The organism is Eubacterium barkeri (assembly GCF_900107125.1).
Taxonomy (GTDB): Bacteria; Bacillota; Clostridia; order Eubacteriales; family Eubacteriaceae; genus Eubacterium_O; species Eubacterium_O barkeri.
The window spans coordinates 88,834-114,778 of record NZ_FNOU01000001.1; the positions used below are offsets into that span (position 1 = coordinate 88,834).

Consider the following 25,945-nt stretch of genomic DNA (forward strand, 5'->3'; position numbering starts at 1 on the left):
CTGTCCTCTCAGTCCAGTGGTTTTATAGTATACTATTATCGACAATCCCCCTTAAATTGTCAAACTGGAAATTTTAAGAAAGCTTCGGTAAAATGAAAAATAGCTAAAAATATTTTGTTGTAATTCGAAAAGAATGAGGCGATGGATCATGATTAAATTAGCAGCAGGGAGATTTGGAAAGGCAAAAGCCATTGAAGGCTTTGCCAATGCCGGAGGCGTCCATATTCATTACCGCATGGAGGGATCCGGGCCGGCGGTACTCCTTCTCCATGGGAATGGGGAGAATATGGGGATTTTTGAACCACATATTGCAGTGTTAAAGGATCGTTTTACCGTCGTGTGCCTGGATACCCGGGGACATGGACGGTCTGAATCAGGGGAAGAACCATGGAGCATGGCCCTTTTTGCGATGGATATTTCCCGGGTAATGGATGCCCTTTCCATTGAAAAGGCCGCAGTTGTCGGCTTTTCCGATGGGGGAAACATTGCCCTGCAGCTGGCCATCAGCTGCCCCCAACGGGTGACAGCCATTGTGCCTGTGGGCGCCAATGCCTGGCCATTGGGCCTGGGTCCCATGGCATGGCTTTCCATTCATTTGAGCTATGTCGGATTGTGTCTGGCAGCGCCTTTTTCCAAGGATTTGGCCCATAAACGTCGGCAGTACGCCCTGATGGTCAAGGAGCCAAAGCTGAATCGAATCGCCTTAGAAGGCATTACGGCACCAACCTTGATTATCTCTGGCACAAAGGATATCGTCACCCGGCGGCACACCCAAACCATGGCCACAGCGATCCCAGGGGCTTCCTTGCTTTATCAGGAAGGTGCACGTCATGATGATTTCATTACACATCCGGAGGTGTATCTGCCGACAATTATGGATTTTTTATTGAGAGTGGGTGAAGGGCAGAAGGGCGCATAGAATGTGCTTAAGAAGGGATACTGTCCATTTCAACCCGGGTGTATCTGTGGTATAATATTAAACAGAATTGATTAAAATTGGGAGTTGATACAATGGCGGATGAAAAAAAAGATAGTAATATCGGTGAGGATATTGGGAAAATCGTACAGGATGCCATTTCCTCCGTAAATTATGAACAATTGGGATCCATGATCTCAAGTACTGTGGATAAAGCGCTAGTGGAAGCCAAAAAGGGCATTAAAAAGGGACAATACCAAATGGAAAAGTCCATTAAAGCAGCCCAGGTGGCAGCGACGAACCAACCACCTAAGCCGAAGCCCATGCGGGCCCCTGTGGCAAAATCCCCCGCTGGAACGGTCTCAGGGCCATTTCTGGTTGTCGGGAGTGTGGTGGCCATTATTGCAGCAGCAGGAATGGCAGGCGCGGCACTCATTGGCGGATTGGGCATTGGCCTGCAGATTATCAGTGCAGGGCTTTTGGTTCTGGGGGGATACATGGGGGGGAAGGCTAAGAGCCTGATGAACCGTGTCACCCGATTTCGTAAATATGTGAAACAGCTGGGAGGCCGGGCCTATGTGGATACGAAGGAGCTGGCGGATACCATCGGAAAATCCCAGCGATACGTGGATAAGGATCTTAATCGGATGATTGAGGCCCGAATGTTCCCAGAGGGGCGTATTACCGATGATGGTCAGATGCTCCTCCTCAGTGATGATGCCTATGAGGCCTACCAGAAAATGAAAGAAGGGGAGCGGCAGAAGCAGGAGGAAATACAACGACAACAGCAGGAAGAGGAGCAGAGGCGCAGGCTGGAGGCCGAAAATCCCGTGTATAAGGAAGTTCGTCTGGTCATTGAAGAGGGTGAAGCCAATATTCGTCAAATCCAGGAGGCCAATGCGGCGATTCCGGAAGAATCTGTATCCCGGAAGTTAGACCGTCTGGAGACCATCATTAGAAAAATCTTTGATTTCATCCAGAAAAATCCGGATCAGCTCATGGAAATAAGGCGGTTTATGGGGTATTATCTGCCCACCACCTTAAAGTTGGTTAATGCCTACAAGGATCTGGAGGCAGAACCGGTCCAGGGGCCCAATATCAAGCGTTCCAAGGACGAAATTGAAGAAACCCTGGATACCATCAGCAGCGCCTTTGAAAAGCTCCTGGACAGCTTTTATCAGGATACAGCCATGGACATCTCTACGGATATTTCCGTCATGAAGACGATGTTCGCCCAGGAAGGCTTAACCGAGGATGGTCTGTTGCAAATAAATAAGGAATCTTAAAATGGAGGAGATCGTATGAGTGATGAATTAAAAATGGAAGGGGTAGAAACCCCAAGTTTGACCCTGGATCCCTTTGCTGATGCACAGTCTAAGCCAGAGCTGACCTTAGAGGTGCCCCAGGCTAAGGCTGTGGAACAGGTGGTGGAGGAAAATCCCTTGACCCCGGAAGAACAGCGAATGGTCGATGAATTTGCAAGGCAGATCAATATCAATGATTCGAACCTGGTCATGCAGTACGGAGCCGGGGCACAAAAGAAAATTGCCGATTTCTCTGATACCGCCCTGGACAACGTTAAAACCCAGGATTTAGGTGAAGTTGGAAATATGTTGACCAGTATGGTCGTCGAGCTGAAAAAATTTGATGTCGATGAAGAGGATAAGGGCATCTTTGGCTTTTTCAAAAAAGGCGCCAATAAAATCGAAGGCATGAAGGCCAAATACGCTGCGGCAGAAACGAACGTCAACAAAATCTGTGATGTTTTGGAAGGTCATCAGATCCAGCTCCTCAAGGACATTGCCATGCTGGACAAGATGTACGATATCAACCTGACCTACTTTAAAGAGCTGTCCATGTATATTCTGGCTGGGAAGAAAAAGCTGGAAGAGGTGCAAACCGTCGATTTACCAGCTCTGGTGGAAAAATCCAAACGAACGGGTTTCCCTGAGGATGCCCAGGCTGCCAACGATTTAGCCTCCATGTGCAACCGCTTTGAAAAGAAGCTCCATGATTTAGAGCTTACCCGGGTCATCTCCATGCAAATGGCCCCCCAAATCCGGCTGGTCCAAAATAATGATACCCTGATGGCAGAAAAGATCCAGTCCTCCCTGGTGAACACCATTCCCCTGTGGAAGAGTCAGATGGTTCTGGCCCTGGGCGTCGCCCATTCTACCGAGGCTGCCAAAGCCCAAAGTCAGGTGACGGATATGACCAATGCGCTGCTGCGCAAAAATGCCGAAACCTTAAAAATTAATACCATCGAAACAGCCAAGGAATCCGAAAAGGGCATTGTGGACATCGAAACCTTAAAGAAAACCAACGAGTCCTTGATCTCGACCTTTGATGAGGTCCTCCAGATCCAGGCCGATGGACGTCAAAAACGGCGTGAGGCAGAGGTCGAACTGGCTAAGATCGAAGGCGAATTAAAGAATAAGCTTTTAGAGATTTCCCAAAAGCATTAGGCGACCAGCCCTCAAAAGGGTATTGCCAAAAGAGAATACTTAAGAAATGTTTACATTACACACAAGATATAGTGCCTGTGCAAGGGATTACACGCTGTAAAAAAATATTTAATTTACATATTGACTTTAAGATTTGCAATTGCTAAAATATTTGCTTTACTTTTATTAAAAAACCTGCTATACTATTTTCAGAACAAGCAGTGAGGTGAAGTGAATGCAAAAACAACGGGCGACGATTAATGATGTCAAACGTGAAGTCGAATCTTACCGCGGTTGCCGCATCAAGCTGGAAGCACATAAGAGCAAAAAAAAACTTTATCATAAAGAAGGCGTGATTGAAGGAACTTATCCAAGTATTTTTACGGTTAAGGTCAAGGAGGAAAAACGGGCACCACAGCGTTTATCTTTCTCTTATTCCGATGTATTGACACGCAGTGTGAAAATTGACTTGTTGGACACCGAAATTGAGGGTGCTTTTACGTATTAAGAATGATGAAAAAACTGAACCAGGGTAGATGCCCTGGTTTTTTTGTGCGATAAATTATTCAGGTTTTACTGCTGATTTCCGAAGATATGTTATACTTAAGACAGCGAAAGCAAGAAAGTGCCAGGAGGAATGACGAATGGAGTGGACGATGTTAATGGATTATGGCCGGTTGCTGCTCATGGCCTTACTCTTTGACGGCGTGGTTTATCTGGTGTATCGTTTTGATTCAAAACGTCAGAAGCAGCTGGGAAGGGCGGATTTTTGGCATCGTCAAATCGTCATTGGCATTCTCTTCGGGATTTTAGCCAATCTGGCCACCACCTTTGGCATAGACATCGATGGGGCCATTATCAATGTGCGGGATGCCGCGCCCCTGTGTGCCGGGCTGATCTTCGGGGCACCGGCAGGAATCATTGCCGGGATGATCGGCGGAGTGGGACGATGGTTTGCCATTTACTGGGGAGCGGGTACTTACACCCGCCTGGCCTGCAGTATCTCAACGGTCCTGGCTGGGGTACTGGCTGCATTGCTGCGACGAAAGCTTTTGGATGATAAAAAACCGACATGGACCTTTGGTCTGCTCATTGCCATGGTGATGGAGGTTTTTCATATGCTGATGATCTTCATCACCAATATGGGCGATATCCAGCGGGATTTTGCCTTTGTCAGGCAATGCAGCTTCCCCATGATTATCATTAATGGCCTGTGCGTGATGGTGGCGCTTTTGGCCATTGCGGCGAACAGCGAGGAATGTCGGGTGCGCAGTAAAGGCCAGCAGCGAATTGTCCAGACCTTCGAGCGCTGGCTACTCCTTTGTGTTACCATTGCTTTCCTGGTGGCGAGTGTCTTTATTTTCATTTTACAAACGGCCCTGGCCGAGAAATCCATTGATACCATCTTAGGGGTTCAGGTGTCCGATGTCAGCCGGGCGTTACAGGCATCTGGAGAAGCGTCAGCCAATGGGCACATTGGGACCTCCGGAGGCATCATCCTGGCAGATGCATCCGGGCGGATTTTGAGTGACGGCAGAGGTGCGACCGGTCAAACCCTTGGGGATATTGGCATTGATTTGCAGGGGGTGGAGCCTGGGGTCCGGTTTGAAAGCCAGGTCTACCACTGGGATGCCTTTGTCCTTTACAGCACACTGGGGGACACGACCATCATTGCTTATGCACCCATAGATGAAGTTTTCTTTACCCGGGATGTTTCTGCCTATGTGGTGGCGTTTATGGATGTTCTGGTCTTTGCCGCGCTCTACATTATGGTCTATTCACTCATCAAAAAAAAGGTGGTGGCCAATATCCAGGAAATCAACCGATCTTTAGCCCAGATTACCAGCGGCAATCTGGAGGTCACGGTGGATGTCCGGAGCAATGCAGAGTTCGCCTCCCTGTCCGATGATATCAATGTCACCGTCAAGACCCTGAAGCAATACATTGCCGATGCCGCCGAGCGCATCGACCAGGAGTTGGCCTTCGCCCGGGCGGTCCAGGCATCAGCCTTGCCGGATACCTTTAAGCCCTTTCCGGACTACGCTGGAATGTTTGATATTTACGCCACCATGGATACCGCCAAGGAGGTGGGGGGCGATTTCTTCGATTTCTACCTTTTGGATTCGGACCATTTGGTCTTTCTGGTGGCGGATGTTTCCGGTAAGGGCATTCCCGCCGCCATGTTTATGATGACGGTAAAGACGCTGCTGAAAAGTGTGGTGGAAACGGGGGTTGGTGTCGCGGAGGCCATGACGGGTGCCAATGAAGAGCTCTGTGCCGGCAATGATGAAGGGATGTTTGTTACCGCTTGGATGGGAATGCTGGAAATCTCAACGGGAGAGGTCCGCTTTGTCAATGCGGGTCACAATCCCCCCTATTTGAAAAAGTCCGGGATTTTCAAACCCCTTGAAATGCGAAGAAATCTGGTGCTGGGGGCTATGGAGGGTATTCAATATGCCGAGCAGCGCCTGACCCTTACGCCGGGGGATACCCTGTTTTTGTACACCGACGGGGTGACGGAGGCGACGGATGGGAGCAATACCCTATACGGCGAGGAACGGCTGGAGGGGGTGCTCAACACCCATTTTGAGGATTCTGGATCGGCGCTGACGGGGGCTGTGACGGCAGATATTGATGCCTTTGTCGGGGATGTGGCCCAGTTTGATGATATCACCATGCTGGTCCTGAAATACAAAGGAGGGACGCAGAATGAAGCAGTGGAAGGGTGAGGCTTGTACTGAAAATATCCCCGTGACGGCGGATTTCCTTTCCCAGGCCCTGGAGGCCGGGGGGTGCCCCCCGGAGATCGTGGTAAAATATGGGATTGCCCTGGATGAGGTGGTGGCCAATATCATCATCCATGGGGATGCCCGGGAGATTCGAATCACCTGCAGTGTCGGGGCGGGACAGGTCCAGGTGACGGTGTGGGATGACGGCTCGGCTTTTGACCCCACCCGGCAGTCAGATCCGTCCCTCACCGGAGGGGCGGAGGAGCGGGCCCTGGGGGGGCTGGGAATCTACCTGGTGAAAAAGCTCATGGATGAGGTGTCCTACAGCCGGGAGGGGGATGCAAACCGTCTCCGGCTGGTTAAAAGCCTTGGGTAAACCTGGGCTATTGGAAGGTTAGGATATCGGTGAAGCCGGTGATCTCGAAGACCTCCATGATCGCATCGTTGACCCCGGTGAGAATCATGTCTCCCTGCTTGTTCATGGTCTTTTGGGCGGACAGCAGGACCCGCAGTCCCGCGGAGGAAAGGTATTCCATGGCGGTAAAATCAAATACCAGCTTTTGGATACCCTCGGTGGATTCCTTGAGGGTCAGTTCCAGCTGAGGCGCGGTGGACGTATCCAGCCGGCCGGATAAGGCGATTGTGAGACAGCTTCCATTGTAGGTTTTGGTAATGGTCATTTTTTTCTCCTTTTTTTACAAAAGTCATTTCAAACGTGTTTAGTGAGTGTTAATACGGAGGATATTGTGCGTAGCTACTTATTTGCCATCCAGGTGGCAGTCATTTTATTTCCAGTGATTACATTTTTGGCGACCTGCCCCTATGTCATCCACCAATACCGGCGGAGCGGGGCGTTCTTTGTCGGGCGAAGCATCCTGTTTTACACCTTCATTCTCTACGGCTTGTGTGCCTTCTTCCTCACCATCCTGCCCTTGCCCAGCATCGAGGAGGTCCGGGGGATGACGGATCCCTATCTCCAGCTTTTGCCCTTTCGTGCGGTGATGGACTGGCTGAAGAATACCGGCTTTCGCATAACGGACCCTTCAACCTATGTGGGGGCCCTCCTTTCGGCGGACCTCTTCGTCAATGCCGCTAATGTGGTGATGATGATGCCCCTGGGGTTTTTTCTGGGTTATATGTTCCGGATGAACTGGAAGCAGGTTCTCCTCATCAGCTTGTTGACCAGCCTGTTCTTTGAGCTGGTCCAGCTCAGCGGCGTTTTCTTCATCTATCCCCGGCCCTACCGGATCGTGGATGTGGATGATCTGATCTGCAATACGCTTGGGGGGATGTTGGGCTACGCCATCACCCGGAAGCTGATGCCCCACCTGCCGGATCTGGAGCATGCCATACCGGTGGGCTACACCCGGGGGGATAACGTATCAGTTTTCCGGCGGACTGTGGCCATGGCTGTGGATTGGCTGGTCCTGCTGATTCCCGGGGGCGGCGTCTATATCCTCCTGACCCGGATGGGGCGATGGGGGACTGCTGCCGCTTTGGCCGCGGTCCTGGCTGGCGGCGTGGTGCTGTACTTCATCCTCGTCCAATGGTTACGTCAGGGACAGACCCTGGGGAAGGCCCTGGTCCGGATCCGGGTAGAGGGGAGGGATGGCGGCCGGGTAAAGCTGGGCGAACTCTGCCTGCGGGAGGTGCTGCTTTATGGGGTGTTTATCCTGTCACCGTTGTGGGGGCTGGGCCTTTTTGCCCTGGCCCAGTCTCCGACCACGGTCTATCCGGCGCTGATCACCTTGTTTGGATCCTGCGAATTTGCCCTGGCGACGGTATTGGTCATCCATTTGGTGCTGTATATGTGCAACCACGAGAAGCCCCTGTGGCATGAGCGCATCAGTCGGACCCGGACCATCAGCACCCTGGGGCGGGCAGCTTCTTCGTCACGATGAGCTCGGAATACCGCAGCCCGGCATAAACGGAAATCCCGTCGGAGAAGCCTTGGAGCAGCCGGTTTTCCAGCCCGGAGAGCGTGTCCTCATCCGAAGCGTCATCCATCAGGAATTCATAAAGCAGGGTGGGGGAATACTCTTGGCTGCCTTCCTCTCCGTCGGGGTAATGGGGCATATAGGAGGAAACATCCGAAAGGAAGGCATCCACGAATTTGGCGGAAATCCGCGAGAACAGTCCCTTTCCCTGGGCCTTCCCTTCGGTATTGGCCATGCGGATGAGGCGGTCACGCTCTGTGCCCTCCACCGGGCGAAGCAGCTTGAGGTGCAGACTTAATGTATGGGCATCTTTTTGGATGAAGAGGAACCCCTCGGTGTTGGTGATGATATCCTGCAGGGTGGCCAGCAGCTCTTCGCAGATCAGGCGCATGCGCAGGCAGTCGCCAGCCGACAGGCCGAAGCGGCTGCTGTCGGCCTCCACGGCAGACAGGATATCTGCCATGGGTTGGTTCAGCGGGATTTCATGAATGGTTGACATGGGCGGTCGTCTCCTTAAAGATTATTTAAATTATAAGCATAATAGCATTATATCATTATCGATTCATGGTAGGATATAAGAAATTATAAAAGTTGGAGGTAACAGGATGGCAGCAAAGATTTTGATGGTGGGCAGTATCATGATGGATTTAATTTTACAGATGGCGCGTGTTCCCGATCCCAGTGAAAGCGTTCTGGGGGACAGCTACAAGAATGCCGGTGGCGGCAAGGGCTCAAACTCTGCGGTGGCGGCATCCCGGGTGGGAGCAGATGTCGCCGTTTATTGCACTTTGGGGCAGGATGCCAACGGAGAAGCCCTAAAGGCTATGCTGGAAGCCGAAGGAATGGATACCGACTATATGCAGCTGGTGGAGGGTCAGAGTACGGGAATGGCCGTTATTCTTTTAGAAGAAAGCGGGATGAACCGCATTATAATCTACAAGGGGGCCAACGACGCCACTGCTCCGGATGCCTTGGCTGGCGCTTTTGCCAAGGCACCCCAGGCCGTTATGATGCAGCTGGAAATCCCCCTGGAAACCAATATTGCCGCCCTTGAGATGGCAAGGGAAAAGGGAATCATCACCTGCCTTGATGCTGGCCCGGCCCAGGATTATCCCCTGGAAAAAATGAAGGGGCTGACCATCCTCTCCCCCAACGAAACCGAAACCAAGGCTTTGGTTGGGATTCTGCCTGTGGACGAGGACACCTGTCTGGAAGCATCCAGGAAGCTTATGGAACGCGCCCATTGCCAGTATGTGGTACTGAAGATGGGGGACAAGGGCTCCTATATCTACGGTGAGGGCATCCAGGAGATGGTGCCGCCCTACACGGTCGATTGTGTGGACCCTACCGCCGCTGGGGATGCTTTTACCGGGGCATTGGTAAAGATGTATGTGGAAACCGGGGATATCTTGGCTGCGGCAAAATATGCCAATGCCGTGGGGGGATTAGCCTGTACCAAACTCGGTGCCCAGCCCTCACTGCCCACAGCAGAGGAAGTGGACGCTTTCCTTTCAAAGCAATAAAAGAGGTTTGCCTCACGGCCTGAATGAATTGATCGTTGCGCAGCACTGCGGTGGTGGTGCTGCGCTTTTAAAACGCTTTCTAACGTGTTATAATGGTAAAAAAGTCTGGGGGTGCGCAGTGCCATGAGATTGGGGATAAAAGGATCAATGAGATATGCGTTGATAGTGGGAATGCTTCTGATGCTGGGGATGGCTGCGGAAGGACTGCACCCGGTTCGGGCGGAGGAGCCCCTGGGCCTGGTGTCCTCCTCCCCGGCCAATAAGGCCACAGAGGTGCCCCTCAATACCGTCATTGAGCTGGAGTTCAACAAAAATGTGGTGAGCACAGGGGTGCGGACGGTGAATACCAATGCCATCACCCTTTGGCAAAATGACACTAAGATTCCGGTGGAGATCACCATGGCCGATGAAAATGAAGCCCCAGACCGTCGGAATTATATCATTGTTACGCCCAGGGAGTCCCTCCGGGAAGGGAAAACCTACACCCTGCGCATCGATACGACCATAAGTGCCCGGGATGGGAGTGTGATGGCTGGCCCAGCTCAAATATCCTTCACAACAATGGCCCCACTGGCTAAAAATACCAAAAGCATACGAATGATCATTGGTCTGGTGCTGGGCTTAGGTCTGGCCATTGGCCCCATTCTTTATCATAAAGTTGGAAAAAACAGGGCATAAAAAAAACGGCATTGCGCCGTTTTTTTATGAGGGAATATGGATGGTGAAGGTGGTAGTGACCCCTGGGGTGCTGTCCGCGGAGATGGAGATACCGTGGCGCGCGGCAATCTGTCCAGCGATGGCCAGGCCCAAGCCCGTTCCCTTTTGGTTGCTTCCCGTGTTGGCTTTGTAGAAACGGTCAAAGATATGGGGGAGGTCCTCTGGGGGGATTCCCGGGCCATGATCGGTGATACGCACCGTCATGGCATCAGATGACTGATTGGATTGAATTTCAATGGTGCCCCCCACGGGGGTAAACTTAACGGCATTGTCCAGGATAATGATAAAGAGCTGGCGCAGCCGACCATAATCCCCCTCATAGGGGAAGTGCTGGACATCCCGTTTAATATCCAGGGTGATGCTTTTGGGAGCGGCTAGCTGGCGACAGGTGCGCAGGGCGTTATCTAAAACTTCCGGCAGGTTCAGGTGCTCTTTCTCAATGGAGTAGTCAATGTTTTGGAGGCGGGTTAGCTCCAGCAGATCGTTGACCATACGTTCCAGGTGAATGCTTTCATCGACCAGTTGGGTATAATACGCCTTTACCTGATCCGGGTCGGAAACCACACCGTCTTTCAGGGCCTCCAGGGAGCCCCGCATGACCGTCACCGGAGTGCGCAGCTCATGGGAAATATTAGCGATGAAGGCCTGGCGAAGGCGCTCTAACTTTTCGCTTTCCCGGGACGCCTCATCCAGACGATGGGCCAGGGCATCCACATGAATGGCCAGGGAGCCAATTTCGTCATTGGTCACCACCTGGGTTTGGGCGGAGTAATCCCCCTGGGCCAGGATCTTAGTGGTTTCTTCGATCCGTTTTAAGGGACGGGTGAAGCGTTTGGCCAGTACCGAAGACAACAAAATGGCGAGACCCAGGGCGATAACCATGCTGGCCAGGAGGATTTTAATCCCGGATTCAATGGTATCGGAAACGCCAGTGGCGTGGGTATCCATCATTACCGCCGCAATCACATTGCCCCCTCCATCCGTTACGGGAGTCCCCACCAGAATAGCCGGGACGGCCAAGAAGCCACCCTGGTGTTCCTGGGTAACGGTCTCTCCCTGGAAAACCCGGGGAAGAAGGGCCATGCCTTCATCTGAAAGGTTCGATTGTTCAGTGGTCTCTCCATTATCCAGGGAGAAGGTTGAGCCATCGGCATTGACAATCCAGGAATCGGCACCAGCGGCATCATCGATAAAGCGCAAATAGTAGGAGTGTTTCCCAAAACTTTCCGATTGACCATAGCCTTTTCCGTGCTCTGCCTCGGATCGTGTGGCTTCTTCGCTGATAAAACCAGACATGCTGTGGGCGACGGCTTCCGCCCGTTCTTCCAGATTATCCTTGTAGATCGCTGTCGTTAGACGGGAGAACATTCCGAGAAACAAGACGCCGACGACAATACTGAAAAATAGCAGTATGGCGGCTGAAAAAATCGTTAGCTTACCTTTAATTTTCAGCGTCATCGGGACACACCTCAAATTTATACCCTACGCCCCAAACCGTTTTAATCTGCCAGTGGGGATGGGGGAAGTGATCAATTTTTGCCCGGAGCCGCTTAATGTGGGAATCAACGGTACGGGTATCGCCAAAATAATCGTAGCCCCAGACCTGATCCAGCAGATTATCCCGGGTGTAGACCCGGTCAGGGTGGGTGGCCATGAGCCAGAGAAGCTCCAGCTCCTTTTTGGTCAGGGAAAGGGGATTGCCATCAACGGTGGCCTCATAATTGGTGAGGTTTAATACCAGATTATCCAGGGTACAGGTTTCCTGGAGAGCATCCTCCTTGGTGGTATCCAGCCGTCTGAGAATGGCCCGAACCCGAGCCATGACCTCACCTGGGGAAAAGGGCTTGACAATATAGTCATCGGCACCGATGTCCAAGCCCATGATCCGTTCAAAATCCTCGCCCCGGGCGGTTACCATAATGATGGGAACCGTGCTTTCCCGCCGGATGGTGCGGCAGACCTCAAAGCCATCCTTTAAAGGCATCATGACATCCAAAAGAATCATATCCATGGGATGGGCATGGTAAGCATCCAGGGCCGCCTTACCGTCAGCGGCGGTATAAACGGTAAAGCCCTCTAATTTAGCGTATTCCTCTAGAATGGAACAAATTTGGGGGTTATCATCGGCGATTAAAAGATTGGGCATGGGGGGCCTCCTTTAGAGTGTGAATCATAGGAATAGTATAGGGTGTAAATATGACGAAATGATGGCACGCGCCATGATTTTTTCATCATTATAACGTAACCTGCCATGGTTTTGCCACAACTTCATCGTATAATATGGTCAATGTTAAAGAATGGAGGAAATAAATCATGTTAAAAGGTAAAGTAATGGGCGCGGTGGTGACCACCGCATTGTTAGGTATTATGGGCACCACCGCCCTGGCTGCGGGAAATGGTTTTGGCGCCGGGAATGGGGCAGGAAATGCTGGTGGCAACGCCGCAGTCTGCACCCAGACCCAGTGCACCCAGGAAAACTGTGACGGGACTCAAAATGGCAATGGTACGGTCTGTACCCCAGCCCAGGATGGGACCGGTGCGGGCACCCAGGATGGAGAGGGTGGTCAGCACCATAACGGAAATGGAGATGGAAGCGGAACCGGTGGGCAGGCGCGTCTCCGGGACGGCAGTGGCTCTGGCAGCTGTCGGCGTTAGGTATAAAATAGGTATAAAAGCGGGCTGTCTCGGACAGCCCGCTTTTATTTTTTATGATGGTGACTCGTAAATCCCCATAAACAGGGGCAGCCCGCTTTGGGTATCGACAATGAAATAAGCAAAGGGAGTATTAAAGTCCAGGGTGATTTCCGGCTCAGGGGGCAGGGAGGTGACTTTCATGGTGATTTCGGTGGCGGCGGCTGCCTCAGTACCAGCCTCATCGACAATAATCTTTGTTTTTTGGAGAACCTCGCTGACGAAAAGATCTTCACCGATTTTAGAAAAATCAGCCTTACTGCTGAAGGCAATGGATAGCCCCAGGTTGTCCAGTGGTTTATTCAGTGGGAGGGTGGATTCCTTCTCAAATTTAGGAAGGGAGAGAGCCAGTGTTTTCTCCTGGGCCTGTTCCATCAGCCGGGCAAGAGTATCTGCAGAGAAACCGGCCAGGGCATCCCGGATGGCACCGCCATCCGCTGGTCGCAGTGCCACAAAGGCAGTCCTTCCATCATCGTAGGGCAGGATGGCCCCCTCCAGGCCCTCCGTTTTAAAATATCGGCAGGAATAGTCCCCGGCTTTTAGAAAGGGCGTGGTGCCGGTACTGCCGTCAGTCTGGGTAAAGGGCCCCTCTGTTGTGGCCTCGGCTTCAAAGGGCTGCTGCCATTTCCCCTTAAAATATAAGGTGTTAACCAGGACCATCACATCAGAAGGGGCGGGATCAGCGTCCAGTAACTCCGGAATCAGCCCCTGGGTTTGTTTGGAAACCCACCGGTTGATGGGGTCCTTGGCCTGGGATAAATCCAGGACCTCGACCTGGGCATCGTAATATTTTTTCACCTGGTTAATATAGGATTGCTCAACGGTGAATTGTTGGTTAATCCATAATCCATCGGCAATATCCAGGGTTGTGCTACCCTCGGTTTGTTGGAGGGAGTTGAATAAAGATTGGGCGTTTTGGTCCAGCGCCGGTTCGGATTGGCCAAGGACCGTATTAAAGGCCTTTTCCGTATCCCCGGCCGCACCGTCAGACAGCATGGCCAGGGCAAAATAGGCGGAGGTGGGAGACACCAGAACATTGGCTTGATCTGAAACCTGGGCGAAGAGCTGAGTGGAAAATTGGTTCCAGTAACGGTAATCTTCCGGTGAACCAGAAGGGGTGGTGTGACCGGGACCGGCGCTGCAGCCGGTCAATGCTGCTGTCAGCAATAGCCCGGAGGCCAATCGCCCAAATTTTTTCATCATTCTCACCTCGCTTAATATTTTAGTGGCTTCAGTATAATTTTTCTTTGATAAAGCCCTTACGATAGGCTGTAATGAGCATTTCCAAATCGTACACCTGGCAGAGAAGCGCTTTGCCGATATCCGTATCCTTTACCCGTTTGCGGTCGATGGTGGATTCAATGACCTGTTTGGTGGATTTGATATCAACCCCCTCCTTAATGGCCATTTCCACAGATTCAAAGGGACGATGGCTGATGAGGGTCAGACCGTAGGAGTTAAAGGTCAGGGTATACCCGGCAATACCGGTGGTGTTTTGGTAGGCTTTGGCAAAGCCCCCATCAATGACCAGTTGCTTACCGCCGGCGCGAATGGGGCTTTCCCCGGATTTCGCCTTTACCGGGACATGGCCATTGATGAGATGTCCCTGGGAGGGGTCCACCCCAAATTCCTTGAGGATATTATCCACCAGGGTTTCATTTTCATCAATCATGGTGTAAAAGGGTGTATAGTGCTCTTTGTGAGGCGTTTTATCGTCGATGAAATAACGCTCAAAAGTTGCCATCTTATCCTTGCCAAAAAGGGGAGAATCCCGATGACACCACAGGAACCACAGGAAATCCGAACGCGGCGGGTCCTCGATAAAATCGGTGAAATAGGCTTCCCGGGCCAGCTGGTCAAACTTATCCATCAGGCCTTTACCGGCGTAATCCCGGCCTTTATATCGCCAGGATTTAAAGGTGCCATCCTCATTGAGGGGGATGGAGGCGTGGAAGAGGACATTGTCATTGTACACCAGGTACATACTTCCCTTGGCATACATAAAACGAATATGGCGCTGGAGCTTTTCGCTGTGGAGGAAGGAATGCACCAGTCGATCAATGACAAGGGCTTCGTCCTCAGTGAGGGCAGCGGGGTCTGCAGGATCGATGGTGGGAAAATTGGTATCGTTGAGGGCGTAATCCCCCCCTTCCACTGTGACGATTCCTTTTTCCAGATCCAAATGGCGCAGCAGCTGGCGGTCTGCCATGGCATATTCCGGGTGTCTTGCAATGAGGGCATCCTCAATTTTAAATTGGATGACGGCGATGGCCTTGTGCATCCGGGTCATGAGATCCAGCTCCGCCTCGGTTTCCTTCTTTTCTTCATTGATCCGGGGGATGAAATCCAGACAGGGGTCCTGTCGGTACACCCGGTTGGCAAAGGTCGCCAGGGGCAGCAGATTGATGCCGTAGCCATTTTCCAGCACATCCATATTGGCGTAGCGCAGGGCGATACGAACCACATTGGCGATGGAGGCGGCATTACCCGCGGCGGCACCCATCCAGAGGATATCATGGTTACCCCATTGCATATCCAGGGAATGGTGCTTCATCAGTGTCTCCATCACCACCTCCGGACCAGGCCCCCGGTCAAAGACATCCCCAATGATGTGGAGATGGTCGATGGTCAGGCGTTTAATGACGCTGGACAACTCAATGATGAAATGGTCGGCCCGACCGTACATCACCAGACTTTGGATGATCTGGTTATAATATTCCTTTTTATTAAAACGATGCTCGTCCTCCTGGAGAAGCTCCTCCATCACATAGGCAAAATCCGTCGGAAGAGCCTTGCGCACTTTAGAGCGGGTATATTTAGAAGCCGCAGCCCGGCACACCTTAACCAGGCGGTAGATGGTCAGCTCATACCAATTATCCAGGTATCGATCCTTCTTGCACTTCTTTACGAGGTCCAGTTTCTCCTCGGGGTAATAAATCAAGGTGACCAAATCCTCTAAATCCTCCAGGGCGACGGTGCTGCCCAGCTCATCCATAACCTTTCGTCGGATGGCGCCAGAGGCGTTCTGCATCACATGATTGAAGGCTTCGTGCTCACCGTGGATATCCGTCAGGAAATGCTCGGTGCTTTTAGGGAGGTTCAGGATAGCCCGGAGGTTCACCACCTCGCCCACAGCCGTTGTAATATTTGGAAATTTGTTTGAAAGTAACTCTAAGTATTTGCGGTTTTTCTCTAAATCAGATTTAGAAAATGTATTCATTGCACTCTCCTTTTGCGATCAATCTTTTGGGTTAGAAAACCTTTGCACTTTGAACACTATTATTATACTCCACTTCTCTTAGAATTCCAATAAAGTTTTAAGAATGGGGCGCAAGGAGCAGCGCCCTTTAATCCAGGGTCACCTTGAGAGGCTTATCGATTTCCTCAGAGACATATTTTCCGGTTTTTCGGTGCTGTCGGACACATTCTGAGAGCAGATACTCAATTTGTCCATTGATGGAACGAAAATCATCCTCTGCCCAGGAGGCGATATCCGCGTAAAGTTTGGGTGATAATCGCAGGGGTATCTGCTTTTTCTTATCCCCGGCCACGATTAGTACAGGCTGCCGGAATTCACGATGGGCTGAGCATCGTGGCTGCCACAAAGGACGACGAGCAGGTTAGAAACCATGGCAGCCTTCCGTTCCTCATCCAATTCTAAAATTTGGCCTTCGCTCAGACGATCCAGGGCCATTTCCACCATGCCCACCGCACCGTCGACAATCATCTTTCGCGCGTCAATGATGGCGGAAGCCTGTTGACGCTGGAGCATGACAGCGGCAATTTCCTGGGCGTAGGCCAGGTAGGTAATGCGGGCCTCCACAATCTCCAGGCCAGCCTCTGCCACTTTTTCCTGGATGGCTTCCTTGATGCGCAGGGCTACCGTATCACTGGAGCCCCGGAGGCTGCCCTCATCCGCAATACCGTCTCCCGTGGTATCCACATTAGGGGCAATATCGTAGGGGTAAAGACGGACGATACTCCGCAGGGCACTGTCGCATTGGAGGGAAAGAAATTCCTTGTAGTTATCCACATTGAAAACGGCCATGGCCGTGTCCACCACCCGCCAGGTCACCGCAATGCCAATATCGATGGGGTTCCCCAGGCAATCGTTGATTTTTTGGCGGTTGTTATTGAGGGTCATGATTTTCAGTGAGATTTTCTTGCTGGAGAGATCAGCCTTTTCCTCGCCGCTCCCGGTGGTAAAGGTGAAGGCTTTTTTCGGCCCATCGGAGACATCCCCGCTTTGATTCAGCTTTGTCCGTGCAGCGGGATTGAACCCCACACAAAAGGGATTTACAAAATAAAAGCCGCTTTCCTTAAGGGTTCCGGCATATTTTCCGAAAAGGGTAAGGACTAAGGCTTCCTGGGGTTTGATGACTTTGAGACCAAAGAAAGGAAACCACCCAATGGCCAGCCAGATGATGGCAATAACCATCAGGACAGGGCTGGTCATGGCCCCTACAATGCACCCTAAAATGGCGATAAGATAAAGGGCTGAAAAAAGCAGCAGCATGGCCATTCCATTTTCTTTACGATTCTTCACAAATTCTTGCATAAAGACTACCTCCTGATTTGATATTTATATGATATCATTTTAATATCAAAAGTCAATGGGGAAATCAAAAAACCGACAGCTCTACTTGGAGAACTGTCGGTCTATTCAGTTTATACAATCTTTTTAATGGCGAAAGAGCACCCGTTCCGAGGTAGGGGCATATTGCCGTTCACCTGCAGGAGCTGTGGGGACACCGAAGGGCATCTGGGCGATGAGCTTCCAATTTTTAGGAAGGGAAAAAGCCTCGGCCACATCGGCATCGATGAGGGGGCTATAATGTTGTAGGGAAGCACCCATTCCCTCCTGGGCTAAGGCTGTCCAGATAATGAATTGGAGAATACCCGAGGCTTGCTGAGACCAAAGGGGAAAGTTGTCTGCGTAGGTTGGAAACTGCTCTTGCAAGCCTTGGACGATATCCTGATCCTCAAAGTAGAGGATCGAGCCATAGCCCGCTGCAAAGCTGGCAATTTTTGCTTCGGTGGGTCCAAATTTGTCTGCCGGTACCCGGGCCCGGAGGTGTTCCAGAACGATATTCCAGAGCTTCTGATGGCTTTCTCCTGTCAGCAGGACAACCCGGCTGCTTTGAGAATTAAAGGCTGAGGGGGCGTGGCGTACTGCCGTTTCCACCAGTGATTTAAGCGCCTCGTCAGAAAGGGTAGATTGTGCAGAAAGGCCATAGATTGAACGTCTTTTTTGAATGTCTGTTAAAAATGTGTTCATTAGAATCTCCTCGTTTCAATACTTAGAATATGCGCATCCTGCGCAGTCGTGACCGTAATCTCTTCTTCTGTGATTTCCAGGGTATTCCCTTGGAAAGATGAATATCAAAGCCCGGGTGGGGCTCAACGGAAGTTATTTTATTGAAGCTGAAAGCTGTTTAAGGGTTTCTGTCAGCGTCACGATCTGTGCATCAGAAAGGGCGGAGAACATTTTGACAATATGTTGTTCATGTTCAGGGAATATCCCATCCATAAAATCTGTTCCTAAAGGCGTCAGTCCGACATAGGTCACCCGCCGATCCGACTCACAAATATCCCGTTGGACAAAGCCCCTTTCCACCAGCTTGTTGACCACATACGTCATGCTGCCACTGGTCAACAAAATTTTTTTCCCGATATCCTGTACAGTCTGAGGACCTTTGTGATACAGAAGTTCTAATACGCTGAAGGCACTGCGGCTTAAGCCATAATGGCGGATATTCTCCTGGTCAGCATTTACAAGGGTTGCACAGGTGCGGTTCAGAACAACGAATAGCTTGAGGGCATTCTTTGTATTCACATCTTCCTCCGTTTGTCTTGAATTTAAGATAATTATAGGGGGAAGTAGATTGTTTGTCAAGCTCATTAGAACTGTTTTAAAGAAGGGTTAAGGGAGTTTGAAAAGAGGTTCGGTGATAGTCATTTCTCATATAATTTTGATTATAAGTGGTAGCCAAATTCTATTTATCAGTGGACAAATTACGTAAAGATATTGACTTTTATTGTACTTGGCGTTATATTAAAATGAGTATAAGTATATGTACTTGATACTTCGAGCAGAACCTATTGGCGATGCAGTGAAATATTGACGAATAGAAACTGCAAACGATTATTACGTTGGAACATATAAACCAATCTTCTAATTTGCAGCACAAAGGATGCGCTGTATATTTTTTGATTTTAATTTGTCGCTAAGTGCGACTTATAAAAAAGAAATTACCTTTTAGAGAGAATGTATTCTGCTGATCGCAAACGAGTCCTCTATTGTCATAAATACAAATATATGCCTTCAAGATTGCACACTTTCTAAGTTCAAAAGAAAAAGGATAAATGTAGATACCGACATCGGTGCCAGTATCTATGGAACGGAGAATCCATATGATGCAAAAGAAAATCTTGATCGTAGACGACCAGCGTATCAATCGCACCATTTTAAAAAAGCTGTTACAGGATGAATATGAGGTTTTAGAGGCGGCAGATGGTGAAGCTGCTTTGTTGATTTTGCGTGAACAGGGACCATCTATTTCCGCTGTGCTGCTGGATCTCGTGATGCCCGTAATGGACGGCTACACTGTTTTGGAATTCATGGAGAAAGACGCCCTTTTAGCTGCCATTCCTGTACTTGTCGCCTCTCAGGCGGATAAAAATGAGTCGGAGGCACGTGCACTCAAATTAGGCGCTTTGGATTTTGTGGCAAAGCCATACAATCCGGAGATATTGCGCAAGCGGCTTGCAAATCTTATCGAGCTCTCCGAATCCAATGCCTGCATTAACTGTATTGAGCGGGATGCTCTGACCGGGCTTTATAATGAAGAGGCCTTTTGCCGTTATGCGACGCAGCAACTCACGCAGCATCCGGAGCGTGCCTTTACACTGGTAGTTACAGATGTGGAGCGCTTTAAACTGGTGAATGATAATTTTGGAAATGACGAAGGCGACAAACTGCTCCGATATATAGCCGACAAGCTGAAAGAAAACACCCGGCAGTACAGTGGACTATGTGCCAGACTGAGTGCGGATCATTTTGCCGTGCTGCTAAACGGAGAAATACATTACGATGAGTTTCGGGCTGTGGCAGAGGAAGCTGATCAGAGCCTGGCTACATACCCTTTAAGCATGAGAATTTCTCTTAAATTCGGGGTATATCCTGTTTTAAAACGGGATATACCCATTAGTCTGATGTGCGACCGCGCTATGTTGGCTGCTGGTAGTGTCAAGGGGCAGTATCATTCTGTCTACGCCTATTATGATGACGCTATTCGCATGAAAATGCTCAAGGAGCAAGAAATCACCAACGTGATGAAAGAAGCACTCACGGAGGGACAGTTTCAGGTATATTTCCAGCCTAAATATGATCTTTTAAGCGAACGCGTTGCCGGTGCAGAGGCGCTGGTGCGCTGGATTCATCCGACGCTGGGGTTCATGAACCCCGGAGAGTTTATTCCCCTATTTGAGCGCAACGGATTTATTACGGAGTTGGATCGATTCGTTTGGGACGAAACTTGTGAATTGATTGCCCAGTGGATTAAGCGCAATGGGAAATATGTGCCGGTTTCTGTGAATGTATCACGTCGAGATATTTATCAGGTAAATCTGCCGGATATTCTAAGCGGTATTGTGAAAAAACATGGGCTTCGTCCCGAACAATTGCATTTGGAAATTACGGAAACGGCATACACGGAAAACCCGAAACAGCTCATCAAAGTGATAGGCACACTCAAGCAGCTTGGCTTTGTCATTGAAATGGACGATTTTGGGAGCGGCTATTCCTCTTTAAACATGCTTTCTGAACTTCCAATCGACATTTTGAAGTTGGATATGCGCTTTATCCAGATAGAAACGGAGAAGAACAGCAGCCGCAGTATTCTCAGCTTTATTATCAGTCTTGCCAAGTGGATGAATCTTTTAGTGGTAGCCGAAGGCGTTGAAACAAAGGAACAAATCGACCTGCTGCGCAATATGGACTGCAACTATGTCCAAGGCTACTATTATGATAAACCCATGCCGGCATCGGAGTTTGCCGAGACACTGCTGAATGCCGAGCTTGCCGATCCAATCACCGCCGAGGAAAAAGACTGGCAGACCGGAACGCTGGAAATTGGAGAGAGTTCTGCGAAGAAGGTCATGCTGATTGTGGATGATATTGCAGTTAATCGGGCTATTCTCGCCGAGTGCTTTCAAAGAATGTACACCATTGTACAGGCAGACAATGGTCAGATTGCATACGAATATATTGAAACGCATTTTGATGAAATAGCCGTCATTATGCTGGATCTCATCATGCCGGTTATGGATGGATTTCAGCTGCTGAAGAAAATTTGTGTTAATCCGTTGTTGAATACCATTCCCATTGTGGTGACCTCTGAGTCTGGAGAGGCCAGCGAAGCCCACGCCTTCGAGTTAGGAGCCAGTGATTTTCTGTCTAAGCCCTACAATATGGATGTTGCCATACACCGTGTGCAAAATGTGACAGCCAGAAATACCATTGCAACCTTGGAGAGAGAAAAGAGAATGCTCTCCAAAATGAAGCAGCTGACCATGGAAGCCAAGCTGGATCAGTTAACGGGCCTGTATAACCGCACAGAAATGGAGAGACAGGTAGAGGCCTTTTTTACCGGAGAGGGCGAAAAAGACGGCGTATTCTTCATGCTGGACATTGACAATTTCAAAAATATCAACGATTTGTACGGGCATAGTCGTGGAGATGAGGCCATTTGCACTGTGGCAAAAAAGCTGCAGGATCTGTTCCGCGAGGATGATATTATCTGTCGTATGGGCGGAGATGAATTCGCCGTTTTTATGAAAGCTAAGCTAAACGCCGGGCAGATCCCTGCGCGTTTACAGCGTATGTGTCAAAGATTAAATTTTATCATACAGAAAACAAACATCACCTGCTCCATTGGTGTATGTATCGCTCCTGAGTTTGGAGGCTCCTATCAGGAAGTCTATCACAATGCGGATTTGGCGCTGCTCACGGCAAAGCGGATGGGAAAAAACTGCTGGCGGATTTATGGCGGAGAGTCTGAGCTACCCGAGCAGGTGCTCTATCGGAATATGGATTGGCTGTTGGATGAATCCAGTGACGCTATCGTGGTATGTGATGCACAGACCTATGAAATCTATTATTTGAACGACATCGCTTGCGCACTTGCCGGCAAGAAAAAGACACAGTGTGTTGGGAAGCCATGTTATAAAGCCCTTTGGAACTTAGATGGGCCTTGTAATCACTGTGTTCATATTGATAGGCTGACGCGTGATTATTGTGAGTATGAGGCAAGGCTGGACGATTCTGGTCGAAGCTTTTTAATTAAGGGAAAGCTCATTGATTGGGGAAATCGGAAAGCACGCATCCAATATGTTCAGGATGATACCAGCCGTGCCACGCTGGTGCGACAGGTAACTGAGCTGTCCGAGAATCGCAAGCTGTTGCTGGATTTGCTGCCTGGGGGTGTGTTTCGTTATCACGCAAAAACCCAACAGTTCAATTTTATCAGCGAAAATATGCTGCAAATGCTGGGTTATACCAAAGAACAATTTATGTGCAAATTTGAAAATCGCTTTGACCTTATGGTGTGGCACAAAGATCGGGAGCGTGTACTGGCTGAAATTAACGGTCAAATCTCTCGTTCAGACTATGGGACCTGCACCTATCGCATTGAAAAGGTGGATGGTTCGGTATGCTGGATCTACGATGTGAGACATATTCACCCGGATGAAAGCGGCGGTGAAATCTATGTCATTGTGTCCGATATCACCGCACAGAGGCAGGCTGAATTGAAAAATGAACAGCTTCTTGAACGGCTTCAGACTGTGGTGGATAATGTACCCGGTGCACTTTGCATGTATATGTGGAACGGAAAAGCAATGAAAGCGCTGCAAATCAGTCATCAATTTGCGGAAATTTTCGGGCAGGATATTGCGCTGTCCTACGAACAGGCTAACAACTTGATGACTGATGCGGTTCATCCTGATGATTTGGATGGGCTGCGACAATCCATGCATAAAGTACTGTTTGAGTATCTCCCCATGGATCGTACGTTTCGCGTATTTCATCATGCCAAGCAGCGGTATATCTGGCTGCGGATGCAGGCTTCTGCAAAGCCAAGCAGTGATGGAAGTGCCCTCATTTTTGCAATCTACTCGGATATTAGTGAAGAGTATGAAAGAAGCAGCAAGCTTCAGCAGCAGGCGCAGGATGCATTTGAAAACTATCAGATCCTTGTCAATACTGTACAAGGCGGCATTGGCATTTATGAGCTGGTAGGTGACCGTGTTGTTACTACCTATTACAGTGACGGCTTTTGTGCATTATCGGGTTTTTCCAGAGAAGAACTCCACGGTCTTTGCCAAAATGATGCATTGCGGCTCACGGTTGATGAGGATCAATCTGCTCTGCTGCGGGCAATTAAGAATTCAGTTAAAAACAAGACGAATTTACAGATTATCTACCGTATTAAAACGAAAAACGGCTCGCCGCGGTATGTAAATCTTAATGCCACTTACATCGCTGATCCCAATGGCAGGAATCCAAAGTTTCATGCAGTCTTTATGGATGCAGACGAAACGGTGCGGCTGACACAGGTGGCTCAGGAACAGCAGTTACGCTACGAGGTGGCCATAAAAAGTTCTGGCATTAACATTTGGGAATATGATATTCAGCAGGATATCCTGACCGTGATCTCTAATTCCCCCAGAATCAATCAAAACAGCTATATTATTGAGAATTATAGCGTTTCTACGCTGGACAATCAGTATGTACGAGAAGATAGTATCCCTGATTTTCTGGATATTTTTGAAAAACTCAAACGTGGCGAGAAAGAGGTGACGGCGGACCTATGGTATAGGACAAACGACGGTCATGGTTGGTGGAGTGAGCGTGTGACTTATACCACTGTTTTTGATGCTGTCGGGAAGCCCATTAAGGCATTTGGCGCAGGTAGAGATGTCACCCGTGAAAAGTTGGCTGAGCAAAAATTTCAGGAGGAAATGAACTATCGGACAGCCATTCAGGGAGACAATCTCGGCTCGGTTAAAATTAACTTAACACAAAATAAGATTTTAGATGGTGACAGCCCCTTTGAAATGATCTCGCAATGGCTTGAACGCGGAAATGCTGATTACTATTTTAAGCAGAATGCAGCGCGCATTCCAAATCGAGAAAAAAGGGCAGACTATCTCAAACGTTTTAGCCGTCAGGCCTTAATGGGCAGCTATAACAGCGGCGATTATCTGGTGACGGCGGATTTTTCCCGTTACATCGACGATATTAATATCCGGTGGTTGCAATACAATGTTCATTTGATGAAGCACCCTGAAAGCAATGATATCATTGCTTTTATTGCTGCTCATGATATTACCGATGAACAGGTCATGAAGATGATGATGGAAACAGTGACGCGCACGGATTACGAATTCTTTATTATTGTTGATGGTAAACGGAATTCGGCATCGGATTATTCTTCCACCCACACCGAACCCCTGTTCCTCCCCGGTCAACCATTTGATAAACGGTGCGAGGAGCTGATTTGTAAAACCGTTTGCCCGGAGGACTTAGACCGTGTTCGTGAAAATTGCAAGATTACGAATATATTCGCCCGGATTCAAAACGGGGATATATACAAATTCAATTACGGTGTACAGGAGCCGAACGGGAAAATACGCCGTAAGCAATTGCAGTTTACGCAGATGTATGCGGAGCAGGCGATATTTTTACTGACCCGTATTGATGTTACCGAGGTGTATATGCAGCAGGAGCAGTCGCAGCAGCTGCTGCGGGAAGCACTCGACAGTGCACAAAACGCCGCCAATGCCAAGACCGATTTTCTTTCCAGAATGAGCCACGATATTCGTACACCACTAAATGCGGTGATTGGCTTGTCTGGATTGGGTGTGGAGAGCAATTCCATGGAGGAAATGCGCAATTATTATAAACAGATACAAGCGTCCGGACAGTATCTCCTCTCGATTATCAACGATGTGCTGGATATGCGTAAAATTGAGAGTAATAGTATGGTCCTGCACCCTACCGTTGTTTTCCTTCCTAAATTCATTCAGGAAACTATTGCGATCGTAAAGCCCACCATTGTTTCGAAAGGCCTTCATTTTGAGGTGAAACAGCAGGGGATCACGTCTCAATATATGCGGCTTGATGTGACACATGTCCGTCAGGTTGCGGTAAATCTGCTTTCAAATGCCATTAAATTTACACCCAATGGGGGTCACGTTGAGCTGTGCCTTGAAAATGTTTCTCGAAACGGCAGTGTCGTCAGAAACCGCCTGATCGTCAGGGATGATGGCGAGGGCATTAGTGAGGCATTCCTTCCTAAGGTGTTTTCTCCTTTTGAACAGGAAAATGTCGATGATGACGTCACCCGAAAAGGAACTGGCCTGGGTCTTCCAATTGTTAAAAGTATTGTCGAAGCAATGGGCGGTACGATACAGGTGGAAAGCAAGAAGGGAATTGGCACTGCTTTTATTGTTGAATGGAATTTGGAAGTGGCTTCAGAGGAAGATCTGCCTCTGAAGGGGATTGAGAAGCCCGTCGATAGATCCGTCCTAAATGGCTGCCACATTCTGCTGTGTGAGGATCACCCCCTCAATGCACAGATTGTCATAAAATTACTTGAAAAACAGGGCGTTTGCGTTGAACACGCAGCGAACGGAAAGTTGGCGTTGGAACGATTTCGAACAGCCCAGGTTCATGAATTTGATGCCATTCTCATGGATATCAGAATGCCAGTGATGGATGGGCTGGAGGCCACGGAAACCATTCGTTCCATGAACCGTGCAGAGGCTAAAAGTATTCCGATTATTGCAATGACGGCCAACGCCTTTGATGAGGATGTGCAGCGTAGTCTGGATGCCGGGATGAATGCCCATCTTGCAAAGCCCATTGAGCCGCAAAGGCTATACGACACTTTGGCAGCGTTCATTATGAAAGAGGGGAACTGAT

21 protein-coding genes are annotated in these 25,945 nt (G+C 49.5%); 11 read left to right on the forward strand and 10 right to left on the reverse strand.

The genetic code is table 11. The annotated features are described in order from the left end of the window. The first annotated feature begins 148 nt into the window (after positions 1-148). The 6 genes from BLU30_RS00385 to BLU30_RS00410 all read left to right on the forward strand — a co-directional run bounded on the left by BLU30_RS00385 (position 149) and on the right by BLU30_RS00410 (position 6,465). The gene (locus BLU30_RS00385) at positions 149-919 is read left to right on the forward strand and encodes an alpha/beta fold hydrolase (protein WP_176770766.1); all 771 of its coding nucleotides are present in this window, start codon (positions 149-151) and stop codon (positions 917-919) included. Positions 920-1,011: 92 nt separating this feature from the next. Beyond that, entirely contained in the window at positions 1,012-2,202 is a 1,191-nt protein-coding gene (locus BLU30_RS00390; RefSeq protein ID WP_090242288.1) for a 5-bromo-4-chloroindolyl phosphate hydrolysis family protein, read from the forward strand. A gap of 15 nt (positions 2,203-2,217) precedes the next feature. Next, complete coding sequence (locus tag BLU30_RS00395) at positions 2,218-3,381, forward strand: toxic anion resistance protein (RefSeq protein ID WP_090242290.1); 1,164 nt, start codon at positions 2,218-2,220, stop codon at positions 3,379-3,381. Between the two features lie 214 nt (positions 3,382-3,595). Further along, positions 3,596-3,868: a Veg family protein gene (locus BLU30_RS00400; RefSeq protein WP_090242292.1), complete on the forward strand. Its 273-nt coding sequence runs from the start codon at positions 3,596-3,598 to the stop codon at positions 3,866-3,868. A 136-nt stretch (positions 3,869-4,004) separates the two neighbouring features. After that, the gene (locus tag BLU30_RS00405) at positions 4,005-6,089 is read left to right on the forward strand and encodes a SpoIIE family protein phosphatase (RefSeq protein ID WP_090242296.1); all 2,085 of its coding nucleotides are present in this window, start codon (positions 4,005-4,007) and stop codon (positions 6,087-6,089) included. After that, positions 6,070-6,465, forward strand: a complete 396-nt coding sequence (locus tag BLU30_RS00410) for an ATP-binding protein (RefSeq protein WP_090242298.1) — start codon at positions 6,070-6,072, stop codon at positions 6,463-6,465. The genes BLU30_RS00405 and BLU30_RS00410 overlap by 20 nt, the downstream gene beginning before the upstream one ends. 7 nt (positions 6,466-6,472) lie before the next feature. On the opposite strand, the gene BLU30_RS00415 is transcribed toward BLU30_RS00410, so the two are convergent. Next, on the reverse strand, positions 6,473-6,769 hold the full coding sequence (locus BLU30_RS00415; RefSeq protein WP_090242300.1) for an STAS domain-containing protein: 297 nt from the start codon (positions 6,767-6,769) through the stop codon (positions 6,473-6,475). A gap of 66 nt (positions 6,770-6,835) precedes the next feature. Here BLU30_RS00415 and BLU30_RS00420 point away from each other — a divergent pair, with 66 nt between their 5' ends. After that, positions 6,836-7,990, forward strand: coding sequence for a VanZ family protein (locus BLU30_RS00420; RefSeq protein ID WP_143024181.1), 1,155 nt, complete (start codon positions 6,836-6,838; stop codon positions 7,988-7,990). Here BLU30_RS00420 and BLU30_RS00425 read toward each other — a convergent pair. Then, entirely contained in the window at positions 7,953-8,525 is a 573-nt protein-coding gene (locus BLU30_RS00425) for a hypothetical protein (RefSeq protein WP_090242304.1), read from the reverse strand. The genes BLU30_RS00420 and BLU30_RS00425 overlap by 38 nt on opposite strands. Before the next feature lie 106 nt (positions 8,526-8,631). On the opposite strand from BLU30_RS00425, the gene BLU30_RS00430 reads away from it, so the two are divergent. Both BLU30_RS00430 and BLU30_RS00435 read left to right on the forward strand, forming a co-directional pair. Further along, positions 8,632-9,549: a ribokinase gene (locus BLU30_RS00430; RefSeq protein WP_090242306.1), complete on the forward strand. Its 918-nt coding sequence runs from the start codon at positions 8,632-8,634 to the stop codon at positions 9,547-9,549. 147 nt (positions 9,550-9,696) lie between these two features. Continuing rightward, on the forward strand, positions 9,697-10,227 hold the full coding sequence (locus BLU30_RS00435; protein WP_176770767.1) for an Ig-like domain-containing domain: 531 nt from the start codon (positions 9,697-9,699) through the stop codon (positions 10,225-10,227). Positions 10,228-10,251: 24 nt separating this feature from the next. On the opposite strand, the gene BLU30_RS00440 is transcribed toward BLU30_RS00435, so the two are convergent. Together BLU30_RS00440 and BLU30_RS00445 are read right to left on the reverse strand one after the other, a co-directional pair. Further along, a complete protein-coding gene (locus tag BLU30_RS00440) occupies positions 10,252-11,724 on the reverse strand; it encodes a sensor histidine kinase (RefSeq protein ID WP_090242310.1) in 1,473 nt (490 codons plus the stop codon). Beyond that, positions 11,708-12,412 carry a response regulator transcription factor gene (locus BLU30_RS00445; RefSeq protein ID WP_090242312.1) on the reverse strand — a complete coding sequence of 235 codons (705 nt, stop codon included), beginning with the start codon at positions 12,410-12,412 and terminating at the stop codon, positions 11,708-11,710. The genes BLU30_RS00440 and BLU30_RS00445 overlap by 17 nt, the downstream gene beginning before the upstream one ends. Before the next feature lie 167 nt (positions 12,413-12,579). On the opposite strand from BLU30_RS00445, the gene BLU30_RS00450 reads away from it, so the two are divergent. Next, positions 12,580-12,921, forward strand: a complete 342-nt coding sequence (locus BLU30_RS00450; RefSeq protein WP_090242314.1) for a hypothetical protein — start codon at positions 12,580-12,582, stop codon at positions 12,919-12,921. 51 nt (positions 12,922-12,972) lie between these two features. Here BLU30_RS00450 and BLU30_RS00455 read toward each other — a convergent pair whose 3' ends face one another. From BLU30_RS00455 to BLU30_RS00480, 6 genes are all read right to left on the reverse strand, one after another. Then, complete coding sequence (locus tag BLU30_RS00455; protein ID WP_090242315.1) at positions 12,973-14,160, reverse strand: serpin family protein; 1,188 nt, start codon at positions 14,158-14,160, stop codon at positions 12,973-12,975. Between the two features lie 28 nt (positions 14,161-14,188). Continuing rightward, positions 14,189-16,177 (reverse strand): fructose-1,6-bisphosphatase, encoded by a 1,989-nt coding sequence (locus tag BLU30_RS00460; protein WP_090242317.1) that lies wholly within the window; start codon positions 16,175-16,177, stop codon positions 14,189-14,191. Between the two features lie 127 nt (positions 16,178-16,304). Beyond that, complete coding sequence (locus tag BLU30_RS00465; protein ID WP_090242319.1) at positions 16,305-16,508, reverse strand: type II toxin-antitoxin system antitoxin; 204 nt, start codon at positions 16,506-16,508, stop codon at positions 16,305-16,307. Positions 16,509-16,510: 2 nt separating this feature from the next. Beyond that, positions 16,511-17,515: an SPFH domain-containing protein gene (locus BLU30_RS00470; protein WP_090242321.1), complete on the reverse strand. Its 1,005-nt coding sequence runs from the start codon at positions 17,513-17,515 to the stop codon at positions 16,511-16,513. Positions 17,516-17,638: 123 nt separating this feature from the next. Next, positions 17,639-18,235, reverse strand: a complete 597-nt coding sequence (locus BLU30_RS00475) for a nitroreductase family protein (RefSeq protein ID WP_090242322.1) — start codon at positions 18,233-18,235, stop codon at positions 17,639-17,641. Between the two features lie 132 nt (positions 18,236-18,367). Next, on the reverse strand, positions 18,368-18,793 hold the full coding sequence (locus BLU30_RS00480; RefSeq protein ID WP_207647978.1) for a MarR family winged helix-turn-helix transcriptional regulator: 426 nt from the start codon (positions 18,791-18,793) through the stop codon (positions 18,368-18,370). Positions 18,794-19,371: 578 nt separating this feature from the next. On the opposite strand from BLU30_RS00480, the gene BLU30_RS00485 reads away from it, so the two are divergent. Continuing rightward, a complete protein-coding gene (locus BLU30_RS00485; RefSeq protein WP_176770768.1) occupies positions 19,372-25,944 on the forward strand; it encodes an EAL domain-containing protein in 6,573 nt (2,190 codons plus the stop codon). Position 25,945: the final 1 nt, after the last annotated feature.

Bases quoted from the DNA above. Each gene is read 5' to 3' on its own strand.
- BLU30_RS00395 (WP_090242290.1), top strand. From the start codon at position 2,218: ATGAGTGATGAATTAAAAATGGAAGGGGTAGAAACCCCAAGTTTGACC.
- BLU30_RS00460 (WP_090242317.1), bottom strand. From the start codon at position 16,177: ATGAATACATTTTCTAAATCTGATTTAGAGAAAAACCGCAAATACTTA.
- BLU30_RS00470 (WP_090242321.1), bottom strand. From the start codon at position 17,515: ATGCAAGAATTTGTGAAGAATCGTAAAGAAAATGGAATGGCCATGCTG.
- BLU30_RS00485 (WP_176770768.1), top strand. From the start codon at position 19,372: ATGATGCAAAAGAAAATCTTGATCGTAGACGACCAGCGTATCAATCGC.
- BLU30_RS00455 (WP_090242315.1), bottom strand. From the start codon at position 14,160: ATGATGAAAAAATTTGGGCGATTGGCCTCCGGGCTATTGCTGACAGCA.
- BLU30_RS00400 (WP_090242292.1), top strand. From the start codon at position 3,596: ATGCAAAAACAACGGGCGACGATTAATGATGTCAAACGTGAAGTCGAA.
- BLU30_RS00425 (WP_090242304.1), bottom strand. From the start codon at position 8,525: ATGTCAACCATTCATGAAATCCCGCTGAACCAACCCATGGCAGATATC.
- BLU30_RS00430 (WP_090242306.1), top strand. From the start codon at position 8,632: ATGGCAGCAAAGATTTTGATGGTGGGCAGTATCATGATGGATTTAATT.
- BLU30_RS00405 (WP_090242296.1), top strand. From the start codon at position 4,005: ATGGAGTGGACGATGTTAATGGATTATGGCCGGTTGCTGCTCATGGCC.
- BLU30_RS00385 (WP_176770766.1), top strand. From the start codon at position 149: ATGATTAAATTAGCAGCAGGGAGATTTGGAAAGGCAAAAGCCATTGAA.
- BLU30_RS00440 (WP_090242310.1), bottom strand. From the start codon at position 11,724: ATGACGCTGAAAATTAAAGGTAAGCTAACGATTTTTTCAGCCGCCATA.
- BLU30_RS00415 (WP_090242300.1), bottom strand. From the start codon at position 6,769: ATGACCATTACCAAAACCTACAATGGAAGCTGTCTCACAATCGCCTTA.
- BLU30_RS00450 (WP_090242314.1), top strand. From the start codon at position 12,580: ATGTTAAAAGGTAAAGTAATGGGCGCGGTGGTGACCACCGCATTGTTA.
- BLU30_RS00410 (WP_090242298.1), top strand. From the start codon at position 6,070: ATGAAGCAGTGGAAGGGTGAGGCTTGTACTGAAAATATCCCCGTGACG.
- BLU30_RS00445 (WP_090242312.1), bottom strand. From the start codon at position 12,412: ATGCCCAATCTTTTAATCGCCGATGATAACCCCCAAATTTGTTCCATT.
- BLU30_RS00390 (WP_090242288.1), top strand. From the start codon at position 1,012: ATGGCGGATGAAAAAAAAGATAGTAATATCGGTGAGGATATTGGGAAA.
- BLU30_RS00435 (WP_176770767.1), top strand. From the start codon at position 9,697: ATGAGATATGCGTTGATAGTGGGAATGCTTCTGATGCTGGGGATGGCT.
- BLU30_RS00475 (WP_090242322.1), bottom strand. From the start codon at position 18,235: ATGAACACATTTTTAACAGACATTCAAAAAAGACGTTCAATCTATGGC.